The organism is Desulfocicer vacuolatum DSM 3385 (assembly GCF_900176365.1).
GTDB classification, from domain to species: domain Bacteria; phylum Desulfobacterota; class Desulfobacteria; order Desulfobacterales; family Desulfobacteraceae; genus Desulfocicer; species Desulfocicer vacuolatum.
On the sequence record NZ_FWXY01000003.1, the window covers coordinates 267,928 to 292,509 of the forward strand.

Genomic DNA, 24,582 nt, shown 5'->3' on the forward strand with positions numbered 1-24,582 from the left:
GTTTTTCTGCCCGCCAATATCAAATGACAACTTTTCCCTTTACAAACCACTCACAATATGTGCAACTCTTAAAATATCTTGTCAAAAAAAGCCACCGCTTGATGACAGATAGTGGGCACCCATAAACAACGACACCGGTATTGACCAGAAACAAACATGAAAAAACTAAAAAAACAACTCATTGATCAAAGACCGTCCCCCATAAAAAACAACCACGGGAACGAACCTCCCCCGGGACTGTCCATAAGGGAAATATATCAGACAAGGGAAAACAAATTCATCTCCCCCTTTGGGTGCCCCAGCGCCCTGGCCGGAGAGCGGTCCAGACCGGAAACACCCTGTAGCATACGCACCCCGTTCCAGCTGGATCGAGACAGAATTGTATACTCCAATGCATTCCGGAGACTGAAGTATAAAACCCAGGTTTTCCTCTCCCCGCTTGGGGACCACTATAGAACCCGAATGACCCACACCCTGGAAGTGTCAGAAACAGCAAGAAACATTGCCAGAGCCATGCGACTTAACGAAGACCTGGCAGAAGCCATTGCCCTGGGTCACGACCTGGGACACACCCCCTTTGGCCATGGCGGAGAAACCGCATTAAAAGAAATTTACCACCCCGGATTCTCCCACAACGAGCAAAGTCTCCGGGTGGTGGAGGTTCTTGAAAACAAGGGCGCAGGTCTGAATCTCACTCCGGAGGTTAAAGACGGCATCCTCAAACACTCCAAGGGATTTGGGGATATCATGCCGTCCACCCCCGGTGCCACAGCCACCACACTTGAAGGCAAAATTGTTCGCATCGCTGATATCATTGCTTATTTAAACCACGACCTTGATGACGCATTAAGAAGCGGAGTCATCAAAAGAAGCGAGATTCCTGCCATTTGCACCAGAGAGCTGGGAGAAAATCATCCCCAAAGGGCAAGATCCATGATTCAGTCCCTTGTATATTGCAGTGTCCCCCATGACAATGAATTTCAATTGTGCATGGGGGAAAAAGTTTACACAGCCATGACCACGCTGAGACGCTTCCTCTATGAAGAGGTATACCGATCCCCCTCGGTTCACAAGGAGTTCATCAAAGCCAAAAAGGTCCTTAAGGAATTGTATCAGCACTTCATCGAAAATCTTGATTCCATGCAAAAGGAGCTGGAAAAAATGGAAATGGCGGCTTGGGACGGCCAAAACACCACCCTGGAGCGCACAGCCTGTGATATTATTGCCAGCATGACCGACCGATATGCCCTGGAGCTTTATTCCAAGCTGTTTTTCCCCCAGCCCCATGTTTAGAAATAAATTCCAAACAACCGCCATGGGCGAACCGCTTTCTGACCTCGGTCCACCCATACCAAAACTTAAAATACGCCCCGGTTTACGGAATATTTCATATAAATGGGCATTTCCTGTGGGACACAACAAATATAAAAAATGGTATCATACCCAAAAAACCAACAAGCGAGATATCAATGAAAAAGCCGTCTCCGTTTTCCAGCCTGATCCTTTTATATGAAAAAATGGATGCAGCCTGGAACGAAACCGCAGAAAAATACGGATTTACATGCAATGGCTGTAGCGACAATTGCTGTGAAACCCTTTTTTTCCACCACACCCACCTGGAAAAGGCTTACCTGCGCCAGGGTTTTAAACGTCTGCCGCTATCCAGAAGAAAAGAGATGAAAAAAAAAGCACGACACGTCATCCAGACCATGGCAGGGGCAGAAGAAAAAAAAGAAGCGTTGCGCATCATGTGCCCGGCCAACGAAAAAGGCCGATGCACCCTTTATGGATTCCGGCCCATGATATGCCGACTCCACGGCATCCCCCATGAATTAAAACGCCCGGGTGGACAGGTCACAAAAGGTCCGGGGTGCCTTGCCGGAGAGTCCAGATTCAGCGGCCGGTATCACCCCTTTGACCGCACCCCATTTTACCGGGAAATGAGCCTTCTTGAAATGCAATACTGCAATGCACATGGAAAGACCGCACGAATCAAGCAAACCATAGCACAGATGCTCATTTAGTGATTTCAGAGTCCCAAAAGCATCATAGATCAACCCGAGACCTGAACCATATCATAGAATACCGGGGGGCATGGGTGGCACACCTTCCCCCCCCAGGGTATATCCACCATCCAGCCGAAGTACAGATCCGGTCATGTATGGCGCATCCCTGAGCATGAACAGCACAGCTTTCACCACATCCTCAACAGTGCCGGTTCTTCCCAGAAGGGTATGATCCACAATGGCGGCCTTCTCTTTCCCGGTCAACACCGTTTCCCATCCCCGGGTGCCCTGTGCGTGACGGGTCTCCATTACACCCAGCATAATTTCATTTACCCTGACATGGGGCGCTCCCATGCGTGCCCAGGTCTCTGTGAGCATGGAAATCCCCCGACTGGCAGCGGCGTAGCCGTCATTAAACAGTGCTGCGGCAGGTCCGGAACGTCCACACACACCGGCAATGGAAGAAAAATTAATAACAGCCCCGTCCCCGGAGGATTGCAACAAGGGCAAAGCCAGATCAAACACCCACCGCTTAGCCCTTAAAGTGGTTGCCATCTCAAGATCCCACTGATCTTGAACGTAGGCACCGTGAACCACGGGCCACCCTCCCCGTTCAATATTGTTAATCAATATATCCAATCGGCCGAAACGTTCTTTGACACGGACAATCAACCTTTCAATGGCATCGATTTCCAAAAGATTGACATCAAAAATTTCATGATCCGCCCCGGTGTGCCCAAAGGCGATTTCCATCTGCCCAAAACTTTCAGACCAGTCGTGCCGGGTCAATGCCAGAGAGACGCCTTCATGGGCCAGGGCCAGACCGATACCGCGTCCGATACCCTTTACAGCACCAAGCACAAGGGCCACTTTTCCTTGCAGCTTCACTTTCACCCCCTGCCTTATTCCGCTTTAATGGGAACCCCGAACAAAACGTATTTAATCCATACCAGACCCAGCTCCAGCAATGCCACATCATCACCCTGTGCCCGTTTTATATCACCGGCAGACACGGGCAAACCGGACAAAAGCCCCTTATCACAAATTTGTTCCCGAAAGGTATCAAGATCATAACTGGCCATGTAAAAACGATCCCCGTCAACGCCGTCCAGGGGTCCCGGCATAATGCGGTTTTTAAGACCGATGACCTCCACCAGCTTATCATTCATGGCATTGTGCTCTACCACGTCCTGACCGGCCAGCCACTGGGCCACTGTCTGCCCTGACTTCCCGCCGAAACCGTGGCAATGGGGTTCCTCAATCAAAGCAAAATATTCCTCCGTCTTCCCAGTCTCCCGGGACCTCACAACGGCCCTTGCAAGGGGATACATTCTACAGGAAGCAGGTCGGTCATTGTAGACACTGCAGCCCTCCGGAGTCACAAAGGGACAGGCATACCCGTTGGCGGGGTCCATTTTAAAGGTTACCACAGGCAGCCCCGATTCCGGCCCGTTATGGCGCAGGGTATATTTTTTTAAGAACTCATGGGAAGAGATCCCCAAAGCGTTTTTCAAACGAAGCACATCATAGGGAGTTAAAAACTGATTCAGGTCTCGGCAGCATTGATTAAAGCAAGACACATCAGGGGAACACACAAAGGAAAAATCATCTTCCAGGGAAACCGGCACCATCTCATCACTCATTTCTATCTCTACCTTTTTTAAAAATCAATTCCCCGACTCCTGCCATTGGGATGCCCGGCCGGGAACATGAACACGTTAATCTACAATTCTAATTTTCAGCACTGACCCAGTCACATTATCACATCTTTTAAAATTAAAGAACCCACCATCTTCCATGAGATATATCTACTCTGACAATCAAGCAATCAGGCTTCCAATGAATTTAACTGCCACCTTCCAAAAATCCTTGACAAGGATATTGGCTGGTGCTACGTTTTCAATCGTTTTGATGGAATAAGATATTTTAACCTCTTATTCAACACGCCGTTATATACTTTTTCAAATCTGGATGAATAGGTCCTGACAAGTGAGACCTACTTTTATATTGAAGAGCGACACAACGTGTTTGATTGTCGCAATATGATTAACAGCAGTGCATGGGCCCTATATGGGCGCTGCACCAAAGTGTGACGGAGGTATTTTTAATGCCATCTTTTGTAATCGCTGAGAAATGCGACGGCTGCAAGGGCGGGGATAAAACAGCATGTATGTACATCTGCCCCAATGACCTGATGGTTCTTGATCCCAACGCAATGAAAGCTTACAACCAGGAGCCCGATCAGTGCTGGGAATGTTATTCCTGCGTTAAAATTTGTCCTTCCCAGGCCATCGAAGTAAGAGGTTACTCTGACTTCGTACCCATGGGAGCAAGCGTAGTTCCCATGATGGGTACAGAAGACATCATGTGGACCTGCAAGTTCAGAAACGGCGTTGTAAAACGTTTCAAATTCCCCATCAGAACTACTCCGGAAGGCGAGGCCAATGCCTACCTTGATCTCAAGGGTAAAGACCTCAACAGCGGTCTTCTTTCTACTCAGGAAGCTGACGGTTATGTTCTTACCACTCCCCAGGAGCTGGCATAATCATCAGGCACTTATTTGATTTTTATTTCATTTCAAGATTAATTCGGAGGAATATATAAATGGCATTACCTAATAAGCCTGTTGGAGAGCTCAAGGCAGTAAGGGATCCGGAAGTTGACAAAAGAGATGTTGACGTTCTGATTATCGGCGGCGGTATGGCTGCATGTGGAACGGCATTTGAGATTAAAAAATGGGCCAGCGATGACACATCCATCCTGTTGTGTGACAAAGCAGCTCTGGAAAGAAGTGGTGCTGTGGCCCAGGGTCTTTCCGCAATCAACACTTACATTGGCGAAAATAAAGTTGAAGATTATGTCCGCATGGTCAGAAATGACCTTATGGGTATTGTCCGAGAAGACTTGATCTACGACCTGGGTCGTCATGTTGATGATTCTGTTCATCTGTTTGAAGAATGGGGACTTCCCATCTGGAAAAAAACCGATGACGGAAAAAACCTTGACGGTAAAAAAGGCCAGAAAGCCGGAACTCTGAAAGGCGGAGCTACTCCTGTACGTACCGGTAAATGGCAGATCATGATCAATGGTGAGTCCTACAAGAGAATCGTTGCAGAAGCTGGCAAGCTGGCTCTGGGCGAAGACAACATCATTGAAAGATGCTTCATCGTTGAAATTCTCAATGATAAAGATGATCCCAAGAGAGTTGCCGGTGCTGTTGGTTTCTCCCTGCGTGAAAATAAAGTATACATCATCAATGCCAAGGTAATGATGGTTGCCTGCGGTGGCGCGGTAAATATTTATCAACCCCGTTCAGTTGGTGAGGGTAAAGGTCGTGCATGGTACCCCGTATGGAATGCTGGTTCCACTTACACCATGGCCCTTCGTGCCGGTGCTGAGCTTTCCATGATGGAAAACCGTTTCACCCCTGCCCGTTTTAAAGACGGATACGGTCCTGTTGGTGCATGGTTCCTCCTGTTCAAGGCTAAAACCGTGAATGGTCTGGGCGAAAACTATGCTGCCAGTGATGATGCCAAGGCTGAGCTTGAAAAATATGCTCCCTATGGAACTGCTGCTGTTACACCGACTTGTCTGCGTAACCATCTGATGATGAAAGAGTACAAAGAAGGCCGTGGTCCCATCATCATGGAAACTTCTAAAGCTCTGGCTGCTCTTGGTGAAACCATGAGCAAAAAAGAACTTAAGCATCTTGAGTCAGAAGCATGGGAAGATTTCCTTGACATGTCTGTTGGCCAGGCCGGTCTCTGGTGCGCAACTAACACAGAGCCTGAGAAAAAAGACTCTGAGGTTATGCCCACCGAACCATACCTGCTTGGTTCCCATTCCGGTTGCTGCGGTATCTGGTGTTCAGGTCCTGAAGAAGACTGGGTCCCTGAAAGCTACAAATGGGGCTACAACAGAATGACCACAGTCAACGGTCTGTTTACTGCCGGTGACGGTGTTGGTTGTTCCGGTCATAAATTTTCTTCAGGTTCCCATGCAGAAGGTCGTATTATTGCCAAGTCCATGCTGCAGTACCTGGCCAAAGAAGGTGACAAGGTAACTGGTTTCAAAGAAACTGATGAAGAGTTGGTAGACCTTGTTTACAAACCTGTAAGAAATTACCTTGATCACTGTGAATACTCCACAGATGAGACAGTTAACCCCAATTACTGCAAACCTGCCGGTATGGCCATGCGTCTGATGAAGATGACCAGTGAGTACGGCGCAGGTACAGGTACTTTCTACATGACTTCCGGCAAGAGCCTTGAAGTTCTCATGGATCTTTTTGAAATGTTCCGTGAAGACCTTGAGAAGATCGCTGCCGGTGATCTGCATGAACTGCTCAGAGCATGGGAAATTTACCATCGTCTGTTCACAGTACAGGCACATACCCGTCACATCCAGTTCCGTGAAGAAACCCGCTTCCCCGGTTTCTACTACAGAGGCGACTTCATGGGTCAGAATGATGAAGAGTGGTTCTGCTTTGTCAACTCTACATATAATAAAGAGACCAATGAATGGACTCTGAAAAAAGAACCCTACCACAAAATCATCGCTGATTAATCCAGGATGCTTGTTGTAGTAAGTTTCTTTAAGTAACACCATAACCTCCAGGTGCATTCTGTATGTGCCTGGGGGTTTTTTCAGATTTTGATACAAGGGAATTTCACCCCTGTGTCCTTTTGTGAAAAGAACTGGTGAAAGGGAACCGGCAACGGCGGGCTCCTTTTTACGATTTAATTTCCAAAGGGCACAGGATTCCGGAGAATCTGCCTTGATTTCCGGAATTCCCAGTCAAATCATATTATTTTTACATATGCACGGAGGAATAGCATGACAACAGACAAATCAGCCCCGGCCGGCGGAAGCATCATGGTTGTTGGCGGCGGTATCAGTGGCCTGACAACGGCTCTGGAAGCTGCGGAAGTGGGGTATGAGGTATTTCTGGTTGAAAAGGAACCTTCCCTGGGCGGCAGGGTTTCACAGCTGAAACAGTACTTTCCCAAACTCTGCCCCCCCACCTGCGGACTTGAAATCAACTACCGGAGAATTAAAGACAACCCCAGAATCAAGGTCATCACCATGGCCGAGGTTGAAAAGGTGGATGGTGCCCCCGGAGACTACACCGTAAAGGTAAAAATCAGCCCAAGATATGTCAATGAGAACTGCACCGCCTGTGGTGAATGTGCCAAGGTGTGCGAGTCTGAGATCTCCAATGAGTTCAACTTTGGCATGGATCGTCGTAAAGCTGCCTATCTTCCCCATAACATGGCCTTTCCGTCACGCTATGTGATGGCACCCTCCATGAGCGCAGATGACCGTGAGAAATGTAAAGAAGCCTGTAAATTTGATGCCATTGACTTTGACATGCAGGAAAAAACACTGGATTTCAAAGTAGGTGCCATTGTCTGGGCCACCGGCTGGAAACCCTATGATGCCGCCCGCATTGACAACCTGGGATTTGGCAGATATCAGAACGTCATCACCAACATGATGCTGGAACGTCTTGCATCCACCAACGGTCCCACCCAGGGAAAAATTCTCCGTCCATCAGATGACAAAGCCCCTGAGACCATCGGCTTTGTTCAATGTGCCGGTTCCAGGGATGAAAATCACCTTCCCTACTGTTCTTACATCTGCTGCATGGCCTCCTTAAAGCATGCTACTTACCTGAGGGCCCAGTACCCCGATGCCAAGATCTACATCTACTACATTGATCTGAGAACCCCGGGCAGAAAATACGAAAATTTCTACAAGAAACTTAAAGAAGATGAGAACATTTTCTTTGTAAAGGGAAAAGTTGCCGAAGTGGGTGAAGAAAGTGCCACAGGCAATGTAACTCTTATTGCCGAAGACACCATTTCCGGTGAAAAAATCCACCAGACCGTGGACATGCTTGTGCTTGCCACGGGTATGCAGCCCAACACATCTGTGGATAAACCCAATGCAGACCTGCAATTCAATGCAGACGGTTTTATCGTAAATGACTTCAAAAAAGGCGGCATGTTCGGTGCCGGGTGTGCCAATAAACCCGCTGATGTTGTAACATCCAATCAGAATGCAACCGGCATGGCTTTAAAAGCCATTCAGACGCTGGTGAGGAGGTAAGGGATAACCATGGATAAGAAATACGGAGTATATATCTGCACAGGTTGCAGCATTGGCGATGTCCTTGACATGGAAGACCTGGTTGATGTTCCCGATGAAGAGGGCGTCAACTGTACAACCCACCCGTTTCTGTGCAGCAAAGAAGGCGTTGCCATGATCCAGAAGGATGTGGATGACGGCAAGGTAAACGCCATGGTCATCGGGGCGTGTTCACGGCGGGTCAATTTTGATGTATTTGATTTTGACAACTGCATTGTGGAGCGTGTAAATCTCAGGGAGGGTGTTGTATGGCCCCACTCCCGGGAAAAATATCCAGCCCTCACCGAAGATCAAAAGGATGATGAAGAGCACTTTGATCAAATCCAGATGAAAGCCGAAGATCATATCAAAATGGGTATGATCCGTGTTGAAAAGGTTAAATTACCTGAACCTTTTAAAACAGAGACTTTCTCCAAAAAAATTCTTGTACTGGGTGGCGGAATCACCGGTATCTCCTCAGCTCTGGATGCTGCCAAGGCAGGTTATGAGGTCACCATTGTGGAAAAAACCAATGCACTGGGTGGATATGCCGCCCGGATGCGCAGCCAGATGCCTGTGGTGGAACCCTTTGATGCCCTTATCCCCACTGTAATCCAGGATAAACTGGCTGAGTTGGAACAATATCCCAATATTGAAGTAAAAACCGGAACTGAAGTTGCCCGTATTGCCGGACAGCCCGGTGAATTCACCGTAACCTTTAAAAAACCCGGTGAAAAAATTCCCTTTGACGTTCCCTTCCCGCTGCCCGAAGAGATGACCCTGGATGAAAAGGGCAATGAACTGGATGCAGAAACCCAGCATGCCAAGTATCTTGAGTACAATGAAGGCCGTGAAGACATTCTTCAGCTGGACCCCGATGGCGAACTTTATGGCGCTGTTATTCTGGCTGCCGGATGGCGTCCGGACAAAATTGAGGGAGATGCCTATGCCCACCTTGGCATTGATCTTCCCGATGTCATCACCAATGATGAATTTGAAAAAATTGCAGCCAAGGGTAAAATTGTAAGACCGTCAGACGGCAAAGAGGCAAAGTCCGTTGTCTTTATCCAGTCCCCAGGAAAAGACGAGGATGATGCAGACTTTCCCTATTGTGGTGCAGTCACAAGCCAGGTGGCCCTGAAACAGGCCAAATATGTACGTGACGACTATCCCGACGGCAAGGCATACATTATCTACCAGCACATGAGAACCCCGGGTCTTCAGGAAAACTTTTACAAAGGCATCCAGCAGGACCGTGGTATTTTCATGAGTAAAGGCGCTGTCACTGAGGTGAGCAAAAGCGGCGATAATCTCATTGTGGAAGCCACCAACACCCTGCTGGGGGACAACTTGAACCTCAAGGCAGATCTGGTGGTTCTGGCCTCTGGTATGGTGCCGGTCACAGTGGATGATCCCGTTGTCAACCTGGCCTATCGTCAGGGTCCCGGCTTCCGTGACAATGATATCTTTGGCGGCTATGCAGACTCAAACTATATCTGCTTCCCCTATGAAACCCAGAGAACCGGTATTTATGCTGCCGGTGCCATCCGTCGCAGCATGACCATTGAAGAGTCCATGGAAGATGCCACCGGTGCAGCCCTTAAGGCTATTCAGTGTATCTCATCGGCCGATCGCGGTGTTGCCGTTCATCCAAGATCCGGTGATCAGACCTATCCGGAGTTCTTTTTCCAGAGATGTACCCAATGTAAACGCTGTACTGTGGAATGTCCCTTTGGTGCTTTGGATGATGATGAAAAGGGTACCCCCAAAATCAATCCCACCCGTTGTAGACGATGCGGTACCTGCATGGGTGCATGTCCGGAACGAATCATCAGCTTTGCAGATTACACCATTGACAGTATCGGTTCCCAGATCAAGGCCATCGGTGTTCCCTCTGAAGATGATTATGATGAACCTCCCTTCCGTATCCTTGCCTTGGTGTGTGAAAACGATGCCTATCCCGCCCTTGACATGGTGGGCATGAACCGGGTGGATTACTCCCCTGATGTCCGGGTAATTCCTGTGCGGTGTCTGGGATCTGTGAATACCATCTGGATCAAAGATGCCCTGGCCCAGGGTATGGACGGTGTTATCCTCATCGGTTGTAAGCACGGTGATGACTATCAATGTCACTTTGTGAAAGGCAGCGAGCTTGCCGAAGTCCGGGTTAAAAAGATTGGTGATGCCCTTTCAAGTCTGGCCCTGGAAGAAGAGCGGGTGAGATTTGAAGAGATTGCCATTGATGAATATGACAAACTGCCCGGACTCCTGAGTGATTTTGTGGAAGAAATTGAAGACCTGGGTCCAAACCCCTTCAAGGGATTCTAATTTTCAATGGTCACTGCCCGTCACTGTTTATAATGGCGGGCACCCGGAAATTTGTTTTAAATTTATAACAAACGCCGGGGAGTCTGCCTTATAAAGCCTGCCTACTATTTTTAAAAAGCTTGAAGGAACCTCCCACCATACGGCGTCGACGTTCATTATTCATACAACAAAGGACGTTTTTCTAAAAAGCCATGGGCCGGAGATATTTTCATCCGGCCCCGGCAGGTTATACGCCTCCACGGTTTTTAAGAAGAATTTCCACCATATACCGAAAATTTAGGAGGTATCGCAGCATGAGTGAAAAATACCTTGCCCAACCAGATCTTGCGTTCATCGACGAGGTTGTGGGTTTTGGCGCAGAGGATCTGAAAAAATGCTATCAATGCGCCACTTGTTCCGTGGCATGCCCCATTGCACCAGATAACAGCCCTTTCCCCAGAAAAGAGATGATTGCTGCTTCCTGGGGTCTTAAAGACAAATTGATCTCCAATGGCGATATCTGGCTGTGCCACCAGTGTGGTGACTGTTCAGATCTATGTCCAAGGGATGCTAAACCGGGTGATGTACTGGCTGCGGTTCGATATGCTGCCATCAACGAATATGCCCAGCCCAAATTTCTGGCCAATGCCGTAAAAGATCCGAAAAAACTGCCTTTCCTCCTGGGTATTCCTGCCATCTGGTTTGCCATCCTGGCCTACATCACCATGACCGGTGGTGATGCAATGACCAAACTGTTTCACAATTTTGGCCTGGAATGGTCCCATGGCGGACATGACGTCATTGCCCATGCCAATTTTATCTCCACCTGGTTTGTGGATCTCACCTTTGTGCCCCTGGCCGCATTTGTGGTCATTGTCTTTGGCCTGGGTCTGAAACGTTTTGTGGCAGATATCCACGCCAATGCCGTGGCAGAGGGAAAAACAGATAAAAAAACACTGGATTTAAAAGGCTTTTTCCAAGCCATTATCAAGGTGCTGCCCACGGTTCTAAAACATGACAAATTTAATGAATGTACCACCAACCAGGATCGTGCCACCCCGCATATGATGGTGCTTTACTCCTTTATCGGCCTGTTCGTTGTCACCAACATCTTTTTTGTGGTGCTTTATGTGTTCCATCTGCCCGGACCCTATTCCCAGCTCAATCCGGTTAAATGGCTGGCCAATATCAGTGGTGCGGCCCTGGTCATCGGCAGCGTGCTCATGATCAAAAACCGCATGGATAAAAAAGATCAGGTTTCCTCTTACAAAGACTGGTACATTCTGGGTCTGGTTCTGGCCCTGGGTGTTACAGGTCTTCTCACGGAGATGAGCCGTCTGGCCGGTTCCGAGTACATTTCCTACTTCATTTACTACCTGCATCTCATTGCCATTTTCAATCTGTTTGCCTTTCTGCCGTTTTCTAAAATGGCCCATCTGGTTTACCGATTTACAGCCATGTCCTATGCTGAATACGGTAACCGTAAGTAATTGATTTCAGCAGTGTACAAATAGTACAATGTAAATTTTAGAAAGGTCTGCTTTTATTTAAAGCAGACCTTTTTTTTTACTTGATTTTTTTTGCTACTATGGATAATTCTATCGTAAGAGGATTTTATAATCATCGGTCACATTACCCATGGAATGAATTAAAATCGCCCAGGTTAATGGCACAAAGATGAAAAATCCACAGGAAGCGCTCTGGCGTTAAAATTCACAGAGCAAGCGGCGTAACTGCCACATTTGATATTTTTTAAGGAGGAAGACGGTTTGGCACAAGGAACAGTAAAGTGGTTTAGCGACAAAAAGGGGTTTGGATTCATTGAGCAGGATGAGGGAAGTGATGTATTCGTACACCATACGGCCATCGATATGCCCGGATTTAAAACTCTTTCCGAAGGAGAACGGGTTACCTTTGACATCGAAGACAGTGACAGAGGTCCTGCTGCCAGAAATGTTGTCAAGCAATAAGTTCTTCCTCAATTAATATCACCCATAAACAACAAAGGGCAGATGCGAAACCGCATCTGCCCTTTTTATATGAAATACTCCGCAAATCAGGAGTGTATTTCAAATTTTGTTGTGGGCGAAGCGGGATCAAAATACGGTCCGCCCCGGTTATATATTGTTTTAATTCTTATGTTTGAGTTTTGCGCTTTTGAGTCAGAAAATCAAAAACACATTCTGATTCCGGGCTATCAAGATAAGATTTGCATACCATGGGAAAGCTATCGCTCAACACCGTCCCGGGCCAGAACGCCCTGGGTATAATAATGTTTTATCTCTTTCATCTCTGTTACCAAATCTGCAATCTCAATGAGTTCCTGTGGGGCTTTTCTACCCGTTAAAATCAATTCAATACCGGCAGGCTTTGCCTTGACCAGCGCCATTACTTCCTCCAGGGAAAGAATCTCAAACCACAGGGTAACACAAATCTCGTCCATGATGACCACCGGATGATCTCCTCTGCGCATCACCTCTTTAATGACGGCAAGGCCTTCCCGGGCATGGGCTCTATGGAGATCTGTGACCTCTTCTTTTCGAATGCACACCTCATCTCCGAACTGGGCCACTTCTATGGAAGGGATAAGCTCAAGGGCGTTAAGCTCCCCATAACGAATTCCCTTCATGAACTGCCCGATGAAAACCCCCATGCCATGTCCGGCACTTCTCAGTGCAAGCCCCAGAGCGGCTGTGGTTTTACCCTTTCCATCTCCGGTGTATACATGGATATATCCCTTTGACGCCATATTAACTCCTCCCTGAAATTATTCCAATAACCCACATGTCCTGCCGGACAAAACGAATATGGAAAATGGTATTATACCGCCGCCCCCCGATGGGCAATGTGCCCGGACCGGAACTGTAGACAGCTCAATTGTCCGGTTCCTATTACCCATCGGGAGGCAGCTCTGCCTTAGCTTGCCTTGGAGGCTGCATTGTATATAAAAACTGCACGGGCAGACCTGACCACAAAAAAGCTTGAAATACACACATCATACAAAAATCAATTGTATCAGGATCAGCATAATGTGCACACTTAGCTGCCGATATTGTTGAATAACTCAAACATTTTCAATCGAATCAGTGTCTGACTTGTCTCTCCATCACAGGTCAGGGCTTTTAGAGCCTTTTTTTCCAACAGCCGATACTCTGAAGGGAAAAGGGCATCCAAGGTATTTTGGACATTGTTTTGCAAATCAAAAATGGCATTAACGTCTCCATTGGATTTAAATACAAAGGGTAATTCCGGTTGCAGCCACAATTGAAAAGGCCTGCATCTACGGCGAAACAAACACCTTCGGCACAATATTTCCCGGGTAATTCGCTTTGATTTTCGAAAACAATAAATATCCAATCCCCCCACCCCATCATGAAACAGATCATTGATCCACAACACACCCAATAAGACGGTCACGGCATATAGCTCCACACAGATCACAGCCGCTGAAAAAATTATTAGAATCAGTATGGATTCACAGTCTAATTTGTAGGACGGAATTGTACGTGTTTAAATGAATACCTGTCAAGGTAGATATCTATTTTTAATTATTTTTTGGCATCTTTCATTGCCGATTTACCCTTTAAAGCCGATTTAAGACATCCATCATCTGACCCCAAAAGTAGTTTACACTTTTTTGAAAGCGTATCCCCAAAATGGGACAATTACTCTGGAAAACACAAAGCAACAATGACCTATGCCCGGTTTAAAAAGATAAAATCTGCACATCCACCATCGCTCCCTGGGAAACATCTGTCACCCCTTCGGGGATTGCAGCAATGGCCGTGGCCCTGGCCATGGATTGGAGTCTTCCCTTTTGTCCCAAGGAATGAAATTGCGGGGTATCACCTTGCAGGTTAATGGTTCCAAAAACAAATTGAGTCCATTCCCTGTCACGGCCCTGCAAATCAGATGTCAAAGCTGCCCGCATGGTGGGCAGACAAGGATGTTTATATCCGGCCAGGGCCCTGATGCCCGGAAAGGCAATTTGAAGAAACCCCATGAGATTGGACGGTGGGCCACCGGGTAAAATAAAAACCGGCATCTGATCCAGCATACCAAACCCCACAGCCTTACCGGGCCCCATGCGGATACGGTGAAAGGATTTTTTCCATCCCAATTCCAGAAGTATCTTTGCAACAAGATCCCGGTCCCCGGTCCAGGCCCCTCCACTGGTGATGACGGCATCAGCATCTGCCATGGCCTTTTCCAGCACATTACGTATCTCCCGGGGATCATCCCCGGCAATGAGCAGAACAGTCTCCATACCCCATTGTCGGCAAAAGGCATTCAAAGTCACCATGTTACTGGCATAGAGTTTTCCCCGGGGAAGGGGTCTCCCCGGTGCCACCACCTCATCCCCTGTGGCAATGATGGCCACCCGGGGTTGCTTAAAAACAGAAATCCCACTGAACCCTGATGCAGCAATGATACCGGCAAGCCCGGGAATAATACGATCCCCTTTCCGGGCAATGGTCTGCCCCTTCTTAACATCGGTTCCCCTTGGCATAATGTTACGCCCCGGTCCGGCACTGTTTCCGGCCACAAGGGTCGTGCCTCTAATTTCAGCAAATTCCTCGGCCAGCACAGCATCTGCACCCCGGGGGATTTCAGCCCCTGTTAGAATTCGCATGGCGGTGCCTGAAATCAATTCCCCAACTTTATCCCCCCCGGCAGCTGCCACATCCCCTGTGACGGTTAAGTGGACAGGTGTTTCACCGGAGACAGCAGCCAGGTCTTGTGACAAAACAGCATACCCATCTTTAAGGGATGCATCAATGGATGGTGAATCAATGGTTGAAATCAAGGTTTGTGCCAGAATTCTACCTGTGGCTTCTGATAAATCGATATTTTCCGTTCCCAGCGGTGCAATGGTATCAAGGGTGATATGCAAGGCCTCTTCAAACCCCATGGGCAGCCATGAAATCATTTAAATCTCCTTTTTATAAAGACCGCATTGTGATTCCGGTCTGTCCGGGCAGCTATTTTCCAAATGCACACCGGGGATAGGTGCAGGTTTTACACCCAAGGCACAGTCCGCCATGGCCTTTTGCAGCAATATCCGACCGTGAGATCTTATCCCCTGCCAGGACCCGGGGATAAATGAGATCAAACATGGTGGTGGCAGAAAACAAGCCACAGGCCGGTATCCCCAACACAGGAATTTCATTAATATATGCCACCATAAACATGGCACCGGGCAGCACCGGGGTGCCGTAAACCATATTACGGGCCCCGGCCTCTTTTAAGGCAAATCGGGTTCTATCATCGGGGTCCACGGACATCCCCCCTGTGGTAATCAAAATATTTGCCCCTTTTGCCAGCAACTCCCGTGCGGCAGACGCAATCATCTTATCATCATCAGGAAGAAAAACAACATCCAGCACACCTCCCCCAAAGGCGGCCACTTTTTTACGGATAATGGACTCAAATTTATCTTCTATGCGGCCATTATACACCTCACTGCCTGTGATCATCACACCGGCATTGGCGGTCATCATGGGCCGTACCTGTAAAATAGAATCCGGTGCACTCTTTGCAATGGCAACGGCACCGTCCACATACTCTTTGGCAATTAAAAGGGGAATGGCCCGGGTTGCTGCCACTTGATCTTTTTTTCTAACCACAGTATTGGTATGGCGTGTGGCACACATGACAATGCCCATTTCATTGAACTGCTCCAGTACCTCCACATTTACTTTGAGCAATCCGTCCCGGGTGGCCCTTAATGCAATCTTACCCTCCCGGGGGGCTTCATCCCAGGAGACACCATCCCCGCAAAGGGCGTCTGCCATGGCCATGGCAGCATCATCCTCATGCATTTCACTTGCTTCCGGCTTGATGACATAAAGGTGATCCTTTCCCAAACGTCTCAAATGATCTAAATCTCGACAGGTCAATATATCTCCCCGTTGAAATGCCGGCCCTTTGAATTCTCCTGCCCTGATTTCCGTAATGTCATGGGCCAAGGGCTGCCCCACGGCATCTTCTATGTTAACAACCTTAATCATCTTTTTCCTCCTTGTGGCAGAATGATTGTTCCCCCTTCAGCGGCAATCTTTTCAGTGGCAATTGATGCCTATTTAAACCGGATCTCCATGCTTCCGGGAGATGATTCAAAATTATCCATTATAAAATTGGATGAAATCAAATATCTTGAACAATATTCTTCCCCCCTGATTTCAAAAACATTCACAATAAAACATCAAAGTATCACCGGGTCTTCAGGTTTAAAATAGCCTTCACCGGCACAAATGCGACACAGGGGTTTTCCCTCCACAATGACTTCTCTGGCATCCCTGACCACCTGACCGCATTGGGTGCACGTGGTATGAGTCCGTGGGGGGCCGGGCATTTCCTGCCCCGGCAGATCCACACTCACCCACTGGGCCTCAAACAGCTCATTTTCCGGCATTATGCGATACCCCTTGATCTGCTGCTGATAATGAAACTCCTCTTCAGGGGCATAGCGTTTTACAAGTTCCCTTGATGCCTCGGTTGAAACAATACGCACCGCTTTCCGGGTTTCCAGATTAACAAAGGTGGCTGCATTAATACCGTAATCTTTAAATTTCAAAGTGCGTTTTCCCAGCCGACAACCCGTGACACTGCCAATGGCATCGCTGGCGCATCGATCCATCTCCACATACACAATCAACTTTTTCTTAAATTGGGGTGAGGTGGGGTCATCAATGCCCACAAGACGACACCCCAGCATGGCCATGCGCACCCCGATCACCTGGCCGGCACACAAATGGCCATGGGCAATGACAGATGCGTCTAATAAGGATTTAAAAGATTTCATATTACCCTATTGTTCTCCCATTTTCACCGAATGACAAATTCTGCCATTCGGTGGTAAATTTTTTACTCCCATGGATTGCAGCGGCACAGAGGCCTCTTGATGAAAGCTTCTTGTCACTTCAAGATACTCTTTTACAAGCTCATGGGCCTTGGCAGTTAAATGAGCACCACCGCCATGTCCGCCGCCCCGATGGGTTTTAACCAGGGCTTTTCCCACGGACTTTTCCATGGCAGATATGGCCCCGCGGATTTTACGATAAGGGATTCCCAGGCTCCTGGCGGCCTCAATGATGGAGCCGTTCTCATCAATGGCATTTAACATGGCCATGCGCCCCTCACCCATGAGGGGCAGCCCGTCAATTTCCAACCATATCTTTAACCGAACGCTCCAGCGTTCATCTTTATTATCATTCATGGTTTGTTTTTATCCTTTACTTTCATACGATTGCATGGTCAAAGCTGAGATTCAAAGGGATAAATGACCAAGTATATTTCACCATGGCATCTTTTGGAATCACCAATTATAAGCTTAAACTTTGACCGTACACGACATAGACAACACACGGCATGATCACAGAAGGATCATCGTACCAAATCGGGCAAAAATGTGGCAATTGAAGGGAACGCCACCATTATCATAATGCCGACTATCAAAGCGATGACAAAGGGAATAACGCCGATGAAAATCTCTTCCAGGGGAATATCCGGCTCAATACCTTTAACAATGTAAACATTCACCCCCACAGGGGGTGTGATAATCCCCAATTGCGTGATCAGAACGATGATAACCCCAAACCAGACCAAGTCATATCCCAACGAAGAAACAATGGGGTAAAAAATGGGAATGGTCAATGTAATCAGGGCCAGGGCATCAATGAAACATCCACCCACCAGATAGATAAAGCAGATGATAAAAATAACGGCCCAGCTGGGCCAGTCCAGGGTTGCAACAAGATTGGCCCCCTCCATGGGGATACGTGTCAAAGCCAGAAAATGGCCAAAAATGGTGGCCCCTGCCACCAGCATGATCACCATGCAGGAGGTCTTAAGGGTGTCAAAAACAGCCCGTTGAAAATTTTCCCAGGAAATTTTTTTCTGGATCACGGCAATGACCAGCAGGGCAAAAGCCCCCACTGCACCAGCTTTTGTGGGGGTAAAAACACCAAAGAACATCCCCCCCATGACCACCATAAAGACCAGAATCGTTTCCCAAATATCAGCCAGGGCCTTCAACCGTTCCATGACTGAAAACTCTTCCCCCCTGGCACCCTGTTCCGGGTAGATGGTGCAATAGATAAAAATGGCCACAATAAAAAGCCCGGCAATGAGAAAAGCAGGAACAATACCGGCCATAAACAATTTACCAATGGATATCTGGGTTAAGATACCGTAGATAATTAAAATAACACTGGGGGGCATCAAAGCACCAATACCTCCCCCCGAAGCCACACATCCTGCTGCCAGACGATTACCGTATTTGTATCGCCTCATTTCAGGCAACCCAATGGTTCCCATGGTGGCAGCAGTGGCAGTGGTTGAACCGCAAATGGCACCAAAGGCAGTGCAAGCGGCCACCGTGGCCATGGCAAGCCCTCCCCGGACCCTGCCCATGAATTTATAGGCCATATCATAAAGTTTGGCACTGATTCCGGAATAAAAGGCAATAAACCCCATGAAAACAAAAAGTGGAACCAGGGCAAGGCCATAGGAGGAAAATACATCAAACATATCTCTGGAAAGCAACGCAAGTGCTGCTGTCAAATTTGTCAGGTACCAATACCCCAAAAAACCGACAATTGCCATGGCATAGGCCACGGCAATCCGTGTGAAGAAAAAAAGAATCAGTACTGTAATGCCGACAAATCCAGCCATGACGAACTCATTCATGGGAACCTTCTCTAATTATTTTTAGCAATTGCGACACAACCACCAGTGAAAGAAACCCGCAACCTGCGGAAACAGCATAAAGAATATAGTATATGGGTAGTTCCAGAACCGCAGTCACCTGTCCGATGCGTTTCAGGTCTCCGGCATATTTAAAACATTCCCATGAAACCAGACTAAAAAAAATGGCGGTGATGACACATAAAATACTATCATTGATTTTTTTAGTTCTGGGAGAAAATCTCAAATAGAGCATGTCAACACCAATATGTGCCCTTTCCTGATGTGCCGCCGGAAGGGTAAAGGCAATCAAAAGAGCGGCAAGCAAAGAGACAATCTCTTCTGAGCCCAAAAGTGGATGCCCAAAAATATTTCCCCCCACATCCAGGCATGTCACCAGCATCATGGCCACCAGCATCACACCGGAAACTTTCTTCATGAAAACAGCCACCTTGTTCATTGTCAGTCTTGTTCCTTATCTAATTCCACCCAAAAAACGCATTTTTCAGGTTCCATTTAAACCCAAACTTTAATGGAGTGGTTTAAAAGCTCTGCAACCGCTGTTTTATCATGCATTCTCCAAAAAATTCCCGGAATTTTAAAGAAAAAAGATGGGTTGTCAAGTCGTAAATTACGACAAAATCAACCCATCCACAGCAGTTCACACGCCTCCATGCTCAACGAGCTAAACAGCCGGTATCATCATATATCAATAATATTGGCTCTGGAACTCTCCATTATGATACAATTTTAATTGTTTGTTTAAAAAATCCAGGGCATCTTTACCCGGAACAGCTCTTTTTTCTGTTTTTTCAATATAATCATCAAACACAGGCTCAAGAGCTGCTTTCCACTTGGCAGCTTCATCAGGATCAATGCCGGTCATGGAGTTACCCTGGGCCAGGGAGAATCGAATGCCTTCATAATCACTGGTATCCCAGGCATCACCATGTTTTATGGCCCACTCCATGTTAATTGCATCAATGGCATCCCTGGCTTCCTGGGAAAGAGCATTCCATTTATCTTTGTTCATCACTGCAAAAAATCCCACAGAATATGCAGTGGGATAGGAAACCACTGAGTAATCAATGACCTCTCCCATTTTCCAGCCCTTATTGGTTTCTTCAGGATAGATGGCTCCCTGAACAACGCCCTTTTGAAGAGCTTGATATACTTCTGGCATGGGCATGGACACCGGAATGGCCCCCAGGGCCTTTATCATCCCGGCAATGGAACCGGTGGATCTTATTTTAAGCCCTTTAAGGTCTGCCATTGAGGTGACATTCTTTTTTTGCGTATGAATCAGTCCCGGCCCATGGGCATGGAGATATAATACCTTTGTATCTGCAAGTTCTGTGGGTTGAAATTTATTGTAAACTTCATTGAACACTGCAGTGGCAAATTTTCCGCTGGGGTTGCCAAAGGGAAGATTAATCACATCCATGAGGGGAAACCTGCCCCGGGTGTACAAAAGGCAAGACATACCGATATCAGTGCGGCCGGTGACCACACCATCGTAAATCTGTGCAGCTTTCACCAATGTGTTGCCACCAAAATAAGAGATTTTCACCTCCCCATTGGTTCGAGCCTCCACCTCTTTACACCAGGACTCTGCAAGAACACTCTGAATATGGCCCGGTGGGAAAAAATTGCTATAGGTCAGATTAACGCCACCTGCCTGGACATTTTCAGAAAAGACAAGGCCGGATAACAAAAAACAGCTACCCAGAATAAGGGATAGAACAAATTGTCGCAGCATCTTGATCTCCTAAGTTTTTTTATCATTACACTTTTTTGATTTTTGATTATGATTCCATGCTCAGCAAAATAAAAAAAATTGCCACGGGCAGACCGTATTCTGATCGGGCTCTGCACACAGCGAAGGTTGAAATACGCCCCTGATTTGCCGAGAGTTTCATATAAAAAAATAAAAATCAACAAAAGCAGCAAACTGCAAGCTTGACCCCATTCAAGACTTTGACATTTCATGGAACCAAACCAACTTTCTAATATAATGCTCTGAAATGAAAGTCCAGCTCAAATTTAAAAAGAGGTCAGTCAATCAGATTCCCCCAAACCCATGGAGGCCTTAAAAAGGTATGCAACACTGTGACAAAGGTTATAACTACTCTAAATTTTCCATGGAATTATCTTTCTTACTATGGTATTCAAACCATGATTTCACGGGTTCACGCAAATCCCAATGCCCGGCAAATCAATGGCTGTGGGGATTTTTTATATAACGGACATGTCCTGTGGGACACAACAAATATAGAAAATGGTATTATACCGCCGCCCCCCCGATGGACAATGGTCCCGGACCGGAACTGTAGACAGCTCAATTGTCCGGTTCCTATTACCCATCGGGGGGGCGGCTCTGCTGAGGTTGCCTTGGAGGCTGCCTTTTCATATAAAAATTCCATCCAACAGCCTGTAATGATTGGAGTTTCATTTTTCGTTGTGGGCAGGGCAAATCTCAATAGGATCTGCCCATGGCAGTTTATATGAAGAATTCGTATGAACCATTGGTTTTTCAAGGTTTGTTGTGGACAGACCAAGGTCAAAACAAGGTCTGCCCGTGGCAGTTATATTATTGAACTATTTGTTTTCTATTCATGGCGACCCAGGCCCAGGTTATTGTTTATGAAATATCCCTATACCGGCATTATTCTTTCCGGCGGATTAAGTACCCGACTGTCAGGCAAAAACAAAGCTTTTATCGAAATCAACGGCAAAAGGATTATTGACAATACCTGTGCCATATTTAAACGCCTCTTTAAAGAAGTAATATTAGTCACGAACAATCCTGAGTCATACGTGGATCTGGGGGTAAAGATGGTGTCTGATATATACCCGGTGAGAAGTTCCATGACAGGTCTCCACGCAGGAATTTATAATGCATTGTATCCTTTTACCTTTGCTGTTGCATGCGACTCTCCTTTCTTAAACCGGCAGATGATAGAAAATATTCTCTCCCATATTACCGAGGAGACATTTATTATCGTTCCAAAGGTGGAAAAAGGATTTGAACCCCTATGCGCCGTCTATTCAAAAAAATGCCTGCCAAGTCTGGAGGATGCCATTGAAAACAAACGATACCGTATTCTGGGAATTTTTGACAAGGGCAACACCGTAAAAATTCCCGAAGCAGACTTACGCAAATTTGACCCTGAGCTTCTCTCCTTTTTTAATATCAATACCCCCCGGGATCTGGAAAAAGCAAAAACAGATCTGGCCCGCATATACCGCCGTCAATGCCCTGACAATTCAGGCAGGCAGAACGAAAATTCATAATAGCTACTCTCCCCGCATCCGGGGCATTGAATTTTCACTGTGAGCCGTTCACATTTAATTCCATTATCCCTTTGAAAATCAACCTCGTACACCCTGGAACATACCCCGCAGAATCGGGGCAAAACAAGAAGCAACGGGACAATGGCATGGGGGCCTTTACAGCAGTTGACCTCCATGGGCCTGATTTCATAATCGCCAATCCCCGCGTCTTTTAATTCCTGGAGATAATTTTTAAACAGATTTATGGTGGTTTGTGATTTTGTCCGGGCAAGTTTTTGTCCCCATGTTGTAAACATGTTGCCTTCCAGGGATGCGGCATAGGTCAATTCTTTGCTCATGGATTTTAAGATACTGCTTTGGACAACCATTCCCCGCAGAACCGATTTTTCAAAAAAATTGGCAAAGCCCATATAACCGAACTTAATTAAAAAATCTGAATCATGGACAATTTTTGTGTTTATATTTTCTAACTTATTTTCATTATAAAGGGCCAGCAGGCTCTCTATTACAATCTGAATAAGATCCTGGGGAGATCCGGCTTTTTCAAGAAGGGTTTTTGCAATTTCCGCACCGATTTCTTCCTCCGGCCTTTCTCCTTCATGATATTTCCCGTCCTCAAATTTACCACAATCATGAAACAATGCTGTTAAAACAGGAATCAAGGGGTCCACACCTTCGGCATATGAGATTGTCATGGCCATGGATGCCACATAAACGGTGTGCTGCCATAAAAAACTCTCATTAAGGGTGCCCTTGGAATATTTAAACTCCGACGCTTCAATAACTGATTCCAAATTCTGGAGTAAACCTGGAAAATCTTTATTCAATAATTCATATATATTTTTTTTCCGATGCACTTGTTTCCCGGTGGGTATTTTACTCACAGACATTTCACCGGAAAGGGTGTCAGGATCTTTTGTGCTTAACATAACTGCCTTTTTATCAATGAAAAAACGCCTTCTTAAATACAAATCAAAATTTAGTATTATATGTTAAGAGTTATAAAAAGCCAAGAATTAACGTAAATATTCCACTGGTGACCCATTTCTTCACTTATTTTGCCCTGTTCAAGTAAGGAATTAAGCAAAAATTCACCGGCATGCCAAGTGTGTCTGTTGCAACTTTTGGTAGGAAACAGCGCAGTGAGTCCTTCCAACATCAATATGCGACACAGTCCCAAACAAGAGGATATAGGGACACCTGCCAAACATTACATCATCAGTCCCAATATCTACGATATTAACATACGATATTCAGTTTCTTTGTACTGTCAAATATCCGGCAAAACAATCCCTCAAAACATTGGGCATCAAATTAAATCCCAAAGATATGCTTGTATCCGGGAAATAGGATGTGCTATTTCACCATTGGCTTGAAAAGGCGATCCATATCAGACCCCCGGTATCCGGGGCCTGTCATGCTGATTGGCTTAATCTAAAAAACTCAACAAAGAGGTGCTGCCCATGAACAAAAAAACGCCCCCCCCTGTGGTCTCCATTATAAGTAAAAAAAATTCCGGAAAGACCACTTTTCTTGTTAAATTGATCCCGGAACTTAAAAAAAAAGGCTACACTGTGGGAACCCTTAAACATGATGTCCATGGATTTGACATTGACCATGAGGGAAAAGATACATGGAAACACAAACAGGCCGGTTCCGATGTGGTGGTGATCTCCTGCCCATGGAAGGTCTCCCTTATTAAAGATGTGGCCAAAGAGCTTTCCATTGATGAACTTGTGGAAAATTTTTTCATGGATGCGGACATTGTAATCACCGAAGGGTATAAGCGGGCGGACAAACCCAAAATAGAACTCTTTAGAAAAGGTGCCCATGCCGATCCCATTTACACCGGCGGTGAAGAGTCTTCACTCATTGCCATGATTTCTGACATTGAGGTGGATATCGATGTTCCGTTGTTTCATATAGATGATATCACCGGGGTGGCCGATTTCATCATCGATACCTTTATAACGGGCAAACCCTGTGGGACAAAATAAATATAGGGTCGTAGACGCGGAGCCAAATGGTATTATACCGCCGCCCCCCGACGGGCAATGGGCCCGGACCGGAACTGTAGACAGCTCAATTGTCCGGTTCCTATTGCCCGTCGGAGGGCGGCTCTGCGGAGGTTGCCTTGGAGAGTAGCTGCTGTGAACAC

Annotated in this window: 22 protein-coding genes; 10 read left to right on the plus strand and 12 right to left on the minus strand. The window is 46.7% G+C overall.

From position 1 onward, the window contains the following. The first annotated feature begins 237 nt into the window (after positions 1 to 237). Both B9A32_RS04515 and B9A32_RS04525 read left to right on the plus strand, forming a co-directional pair. Positions 238 to 1,293: a deoxyguanosinetriphosphate triphosphohydrolase gene (locus B9A32_RS04515; RefSeq protein WP_232367043.1), complete on the plus strand. Its 1,056-nt coding sequence runs from the start codon at positions 238 to 240 to the stop codon at positions 1,291 to 1,293. A gap of 176 nt (positions 1,294 to 1,469) precedes the next feature. Then, the gene (locus B9A32_RS04525) at positions 1,470 to 2,024 is read left to right on the plus strand and encodes a YkgJ family cysteine cluster protein (RefSeq protein WP_084067187.1); all 555 of its coding nucleotides are present in this window, start codon (positions 1,470 to 1,472) and stop codon (positions 2,022 to 2,024) included. Positions 2,025 to 2,075: 51 nt separating this feature from the next. Here B9A32_RS04525 and B9A32_RS04530 read toward each other — a convergent pair whose 3' ends face one another. Both B9A32_RS04530 and B9A32_RS04535 read right to left on the minus strand, forming a co-directional pair. Beyond that, positions 2,076 to 2,894 carry an SDR family NAD(P)-dependent oxidoreductase gene (locus B9A32_RS04530; protein ID WP_084067188.1) on the minus strand — a complete coding sequence of 273 codons (819 nt, stop codon included), beginning with the start codon at positions 2,892 to 2,894 and terminating at the stop codon, positions 2,076 to 2,078. A gap of 14 nt (positions 2,895 to 2,908) precedes the next feature. Continuing rightward, entirely contained in the window at positions 2,909 to 3,649 is a 741-nt protein-coding gene (locus B9A32_RS04535; RefSeq protein ID WP_084067189.1) for a YkgJ family cysteine cluster protein, read from the minus strand. A 464-nt stretch (positions 3,650 to 4,113) separates the two neighbouring features. On the opposite strand from B9A32_RS04535, the gene aprB reads away from it, so the two are divergent. The 6 genes from aprB to B9A32_RS04565 all read left to right on the plus strand — a co-directional run bounded on the left by aprB (position 4,114) and on the right by B9A32_RS04565 (position 12,412). Further along, complete coding sequence (gene aprB / locus B9A32_RS04540; RefSeq protein WP_084067190.1) at positions 4,114 to 4,551, plus strand: adenylyl-sulfate reductase subunit beta; 438 nt, start codon at positions 4,114 to 4,116, stop codon at positions 4,549 to 4,551. Between the two features lie 59 nt (positions 4,552 to 4,610). Next, positions 4,611 to 6,572 (plus strand): adenylyl-sulfate reductase subunit alpha, encoded by a 1,962-nt coding sequence (aprA, locus tag B9A32_RS04545; protein ID WP_084067191.1) that lies wholly within the window; start codon positions 4,611 to 4,613, stop codon positions 6,570 to 6,572. 270 nt (positions 6,573 to 6,842) lie between these two features. Further along, entirely contained in the window at positions 6,843 to 8,117 is a 1,275-nt protein-coding gene (locus tag B9A32_RS04550) for a CoB--CoM heterodisulfide reductase iron-sulfur subunit A family protein (protein ID WP_084067192.1), read from the plus strand. A 9-nt stretch (positions 8,118 to 8,126) separates the two neighbouring features. Next, on the plus strand, positions 8,127 to 10,463 hold the full coding sequence (locus B9A32_RS04555; RefSeq protein ID WP_084067193.1) for an FAD-dependent oxidoreductase: 2,337 nt from the start codon (positions 8,127 to 8,129) through the stop codon (positions 10,461 to 10,463). A gap of 293 nt (positions 10,464 to 10,756) precedes the next feature. Then, entirely contained in the window at positions 10,757 to 11,932 is a 1,176-nt protein-coding gene (gene qmoC / locus B9A32_RS04560; RefSeq protein WP_084067194.1) for a quinone-interacting membrane-bound oxidoreductase complex subunit QmoC, read from the plus strand. Between the two features lie 279 nt (positions 11,933 to 12,211). Further along, on the plus strand, positions 12,212 to 12,412 hold the full coding sequence (locus B9A32_RS04565) for a cold-shock protein (protein WP_084067195.1): 201 nt from the start codon (positions 12,212 to 12,214) through the stop codon (positions 12,410 to 12,412). A 257-nt stretch (positions 12,413 to 12,669) separates the two neighbouring features. On the opposite strand, the gene B9A32_RS04570 is transcribed toward B9A32_RS04565, so the two are convergent. The 9 genes from B9A32_RS04570 to B9A32_RS04615 form a co-directional block, all read right to left on the minus strand. Continuing rightward, positions 12,670 to 13,191 (minus strand): cob(I)yrinic acid a,c-diamide adenosyltransferase, encoded by a 522-nt coding sequence (locus B9A32_RS04570; RefSeq protein ID WP_084067196.1) that lies wholly within the window; start codon positions 13,189 to 13,191, stop codon positions 12,670 to 12,672. 290 nt (positions 13,192 to 13,481) lie between these two features. Beyond that, complete coding sequence (locus B9A32_RS04575; protein WP_084067197.1) at positions 13,482 to 13,859, minus strand: hypothetical protein; 378 nt, start codon at positions 13,857 to 13,859, stop codon at positions 13,482 to 13,484. Positions 13,860 to 14,148: 289 nt separating this feature from the next. Next, positions 14,149 to 15,372, minus strand: a complete 1,224-nt coding sequence (locus B9A32_RS04580; protein ID WP_084067198.1) for a molybdopterin molybdotransferase MoeA — start codon at positions 15,370 to 15,372, stop codon at positions 14,149 to 14,151. A 52-nt stretch (positions 15,373 to 15,424) separates the two neighbouring features. Continuing rightward, positions 15,425 to 16,453, minus strand: a complete 1,029-nt coding sequence (locus tag B9A32_RS04585) for a molybdopterin-binding protein (RefSeq protein WP_084067199.1) — start codon at positions 16,451 to 16,453, stop codon at positions 15,425 to 15,427. Between the two features lie 194 nt (positions 16,454 to 16,647). Continuing rightward, positions 16,648 to 17,247 carry an FmdE family protein gene (locus B9A32_RS04595; protein ID WP_084067201.1) on the minus strand — a complete coding sequence of 200 codons (600 nt, stop codon included), beginning with the start codon at positions 17,245 to 17,247 and terminating at the stop codon, positions 16,648 to 16,650. A gap of 6 nt (positions 17,248 to 17,253) precedes the next feature. Then, positions 17,254 to 17,661 carry a winged helix-turn-helix domain-containing protein gene (locus tag B9A32_RS04600; protein ID WP_084067202.1) on the minus strand — a complete coding sequence of 136 codons (408 nt, stop codon included), beginning with the start codon at positions 17,659 to 17,661 and terminating at the stop codon, positions 17,254 to 17,256. Positions 17,662 to 17,828: 167 nt separating this feature from the next. Further along, positions 17,829 to 19,118, minus strand: coding sequence for a TRAP transporter large permease (locus B9A32_RS04605; RefSeq protein WP_232367040.1), 1,290 nt, complete (start codon positions 19,116 to 19,118; stop codon positions 17,829 to 17,831). A gap of 7 nt (positions 19,119 to 19,125) precedes the next feature. Beyond that, on the minus strand, positions 19,126 to 19,569 hold the full coding sequence (locus tag B9A32_RS04610) for a TRAP transporter small permease (RefSeq protein WP_170923701.1): 444 nt from the start codon (positions 19,567 to 19,569) through the stop codon (positions 19,126 to 19,128). Positions 19,570 to 19,839: 270 nt separating this feature from the next. Beyond that, positions 19,840 to 20,889, minus strand: coding sequence for a TRAP transporter substrate-binding protein (locus tag B9A32_RS04615; RefSeq protein ID WP_084067205.1), 1,050 nt, complete (start codon positions 20,887 to 20,889; stop codon positions 19,840 to 19,842). Positions 20,890 to 21,773: 884 nt separating this feature from the next. On the opposite strand from B9A32_RS04615, the gene mobA reads away from it, so the two are divergent. Beyond that, positions 21,774 to 22,424 carry a molybdenum cofactor guanylyltransferase gene (gene mobA, locus B9A32_RS04625; RefSeq protein WP_170923702.1) on the plus strand — a complete coding sequence of 217 codons (651 nt, stop codon included), beginning with the start codon at positions 21,774 to 21,776 and terminating at the stop codon, positions 22,422 to 22,424. Here mobA and B9A32_RS04630 read toward each other — a convergent pair. Continuing rightward, positions 22,382 to 23,353: an HD domain-containing protein gene (locus tag B9A32_RS04630; protein WP_084067208.1), complete on the minus strand. Its 972-nt coding sequence runs from the start codon at positions 23,351 to 23,353 to the stop codon at positions 22,382 to 22,384. The two genes, mobA and B9A32_RS04630, sit on opposite strands and share 43 nt — an antisense overlap. Positions 23,354 to 23,887: 534 nt before the next feature. Here B9A32_RS04630 and mobB point away from each other — a divergent pair. Beyond that, on the plus strand, positions 23,888 to 24,421 hold the full coding sequence (mobB, locus tag B9A32_RS04635; RefSeq protein WP_084067209.1) for a molybdopterin-guanine dinucleotide biosynthesis protein B: 534 nt from the start codon (positions 23,888 to 23,890) through the stop codon (positions 24,419 to 24,421). Positions 24,422 to 24,582: the final 161 nt, after the last annotated feature.

Bases quoted from the DNA above. Each gene is read 5' to 3' on its own strand.
- B9A32_RS04525 (WP_084067187.1), top strand. From the start codon at position 1,470: ATGAAAAAGCCGTCTCCGTTTTCCAGCCTGATCCTTTTATATGAAAAA.
- B9A32_RS04535 (WP_084067189.1), bottom strand. From the start codon at position 3,649: ATGAGTGATGAGATGGTGCCGGTTTCCCTGGAAGATGATTTTTCCTTT.
- aprB (WP_084067190.1), top strand. From the start codon at position 4,114: ATGCCATCTTTTGTAATCGCTGAGAAATGCGACGGCTGCAAGGGCGGG.
- aprA (WP_084067191.1), top strand. From the start codon at position 4,611: ATGGCATTACCTAATAAGCCTGTTGGAGAGCTCAAGGCAGTAAGGGAT.
- B9A32_RS04550 (WP_084067192.1), top strand. From the start codon at position 6,843: ATGACAACAGACAAATCAGCCCCGGCCGGCGGAAGCATCATGGTTGTT.
- B9A32_RS04555 (WP_084067193.1), top strand. From the start codon at position 8,127: ATGGATAAGAAATACGGAGTATATATCTGCACAGGTTGCAGCATTGGC.
- qmoC (WP_084067194.1), top strand. From the start codon at position 10,757: ATGAGTGAAAAATACCTTGCCCAACCAGATCTTGCGTTCATCGACGAG.
- B9A32_RS04570 (WP_084067196.1), bottom strand. From the start codon at position 13,191: ATGGCGTCAAAGGGATATATCCATGTATACACCGGAGATGGAAAGGGT.
- B9A32_RS04580 (WP_084067198.1), bottom strand. From the start codon at position 15,372: ATGATTTCATGGCTGCCCATGGGGTTTGAAGAGGCCTTGCATATCACC.
- B9A32_RS04585 (WP_084067199.1), bottom strand. From the start codon at position 16,453: ATGATTAAGGTTGTTAACATAGAAGATGCCGTGGGGCAGCCCTTGGCC.
- B9A32_RS04595 (WP_084067201.1), bottom strand. From the start codon at position 17,247: ATGAAATCTTTTAAATCCTTATTAGACGCATCTGTCATTGCCCATGGC.
- B9A32_RS04600 (WP_084067202.1), bottom strand. From the start codon at position 17,661: ATGAATGATAATAAAGATGAACGCTGGAGCGTTCGGTTAAAGATATGG.
- B9A32_RS04605 (WP_232367040.1), bottom strand. From the start codon at position 19,118: ATGGCTGGATTTGTCGGCATTACAGTACTGATTCTTTTTTTCTTCACA.
- B9A32_RS04610 (WP_170923701.1), bottom strand. From the start codon at position 19,569: ATGAAGAAAGTTTCCGGTGTGATGCTGGTGGCCATGATGCTGGTGACA.
- B9A32_RS04615 (WP_084067205.1), bottom strand. From the start codon at position 20,889: ATGCTGCGACAATTTGTTCTATCCCTTATTCTGGGTAGCTGTTTTTTG.
- mobA (WP_170923702.1), top strand. From the start codon at position 21,774: ATGAAATATCCCTATACCGGCATTATTCTTTCCGGCGGATTAAGTACC.
- B9A32_RS04630 (WP_084067208.1), bottom strand. From the start codon at position 23,353: ATGTTAAGCACAAAAGATCCTGACACCCTTTCCGGTGAAATGTCTGTG.
- mobB (WP_084067209.1), top strand. From the start codon at position 23,888: ATGAACAAAAAAACGCCCCCCCCTGTGGTCTCCATTATAAGTAAAAAA.